Source organism: Streptococcus oralis SK304, from assembly GCF_000287715.1.
GTDB classification, from domain to species: Bacteria; Bacillota; Bacilli; order Lactobacillales; family Streptococcaceae; genus Streptococcus; species Streptococcus oralis_Y.
This window is the reverse complement of record NZ_ALJN01000003.1, coordinates 1-1978: the sequence shown is the minus strand read 5'-3', so window position 1 is coordinate 1978 and position 1978 is coordinate 1. Positions and strand designations below refer to the sequence as shown.

Genomic DNA, 1978 nt, shown 5'->3' with positions numbered 1-1978 from the left:
GAAGAGCAGTTAGCTATCGTAGAAGCTCAGATTCAAGTGAGGGAGAACTGGCTAAATCAAATCACAGACCTCTTTAGTCTCAATTGGGGGAAAGCCTTCTCTGAGAAGACCATCCTCTACAATACCAAGTCTCAAATCGAGTCAGGTATTCAGGATTTGGATGATAAGATTGAAAAACTAGAATTTTTTGTCTCACAGGTTTCCCAGTATTTCAACGATAGTCTAGAAGTCCTTGGCTTAGCCATCAAAGGAGCCATGCAACTAAGTAAAATCATTGTTGATAGCGATGGTAACTACTATGCGGGCGGTGTGGACATGAGCTGGGTACAGAAGATGAAGGATGTGAAGATTGAGAGTGCAAAATATGATTCTTCTAAGAAAGCTAAGGATTTGCATAAAGAATACCAGAAAATCTTAGATAAGTTGGAAAATGGAAAAGAACTTAGCGATAAAGAGTTCCAAATTTTAGAATCTTATGTACATCACCATCCCCAAATACAATTTCCTCAAGTTGTAACAGAAAAATTGAAAGCGGAGGCTACCAATAGAGCTAATCCAGAGAAACTGAAGGAAAAAGTTGAAACAATAAAAAAGAGCAACAAAACTTCTATGGAAAAAGTAGACTTAATCGTCAAAGCTTATGAAGATTATTTGTTTTATAATAACAGAGAAGCGTTTGAGGAGTATTGGAAGAAGAGAAAAAAGATGGGAGAAGACTGGGGGAAAAATAATCAAATAATCCAGAATAGGATGAATGATATAGAAAAAGAATTTTACAAATCGTTAACATCAAAAATTAATATAAAAGTAGTGACGCAAAATATGGGAAGAGATGTATTAGATGTTAAAAATTTAGAGGATGTAAAAAAGGGTGAATTAATTCAAAGAGGCAGAAGTATATGGAAAAGCCCTGGTGATAATGGAAGAATTGATAATTCGATTGCTATAGGGAATAAGATTGGAGATAATGGAACATTTATAGATTTAGTTAATTCTAATAAACCCCTAGACCTAAAAAATCGAGTTTATAGAGAAGATTACCCTTTTTCAATTTGGGGTCGACAATGGGAAGAAGGAATGGAGTCTGACTACCTTGGAAATTATCTTTTTGGCTATGTTGGTAAAGGTTATTTAGAATCTAGTGATGAGTACTTGAAAATAGGAGCCGGAGTAGCTCAAGGACTGTCTGATAAAGATGCTATCAAGTATATAAACAATGCTATCAATGGAAATTATGGAGATAATCCAGGAGATGCTAAGATGATTCAAGACGGAATTAACGACTATAAGGAGAGTTACAAATGAGCATGAAGAAAAAATCGAATTGGAATTTAGGTTGTAGTTTAACACTTGTTGTAGTTTTGGCGGCTATTTTTTTCTTTAATCTATGGGCACAAAATCTTGGTAAGTATACTCTGCAACCAGGAGAGTCGGCTAACTTTACAGTAAATTCTCGGACACATGATGTAGAATACTACTCAGAATTAATCTTGAAAAAAAATGATACTAATAAGCTTAAATTATCAGGTTCAGGAGTTTGGTTTGAGATTCATGGCGATATTTTTTATGATGTTGAAGGGCAAAAACTTGTTCGAAGCCATCATTCAGAAGATGCTGATGAAGAGTTACCCAATAATCAAAAAGATATTAAATTAGTGCAGGATGGAATTGTTGTCAGTTACAAAGGGGAAAAAGTTTTTAATGTAACCAATAACAAGTCCTATACAATAACCATCACCAATGTAGACGACAAGCCAGCTCACTTTGAAGCTCAAGTGGTGGATAGGTAGATTTTAGAACCGTAAACTAAGCCTCTCTCGTCGCAATTATTTAGTAAAGGAGACTTATTTGCTCATTTAATGAAGGTCTGATTGTTATTTTCGATGAGACCAACAACCTCCAAGTCGCAAATGAAGTCACAGACCGCTTATCTAGTGGATGTGACCACCTGATTTCCTTTTTAGACTCAGGTGAGCTG

2 protein-coding genes and 1 pseudogene are annotated in these 1978 nt (G+C 35.4%); all 3 read left to right on the top strand.

Annotated elements, in window-relative coordinates:
* Positions 1–351 (top strand): annotated as a pseudogene (locus HMPREF1125_RS12950) (virulence protein); the annotation flags it as partial.
* Positions 334–1305, top strand: a complete 972-nt coding sequence (locus HMPREF1125_RS12430; RefSeq protein WP_329610190.1) for a polymorphic toxin type 44 domain-containing protein — start codon at positions 334–336, stop codon at positions 1303–1305. The pseudogene HMPREF1125_RS12950 and the gene HMPREF1125_RS12430, both read left to right, overlap by 18 nt.
* The gene (locus HMPREF1125_RS03255) at positions 1302–1790 is read left to right on the top strand and encodes a hypothetical protein (protein WP_000061957.1); all 489 of its coding nucleotides are present in this window, start codon (positions 1302–1304) and stop codon (positions 1788–1790) included. Before HMPREF1125_RS12430 ends, HMPREF1125_RS03255 begins: the two co-directional genes overlap by 4 nt.
* Positions 1791–1978 lie beyond the last annotated feature (188 nt).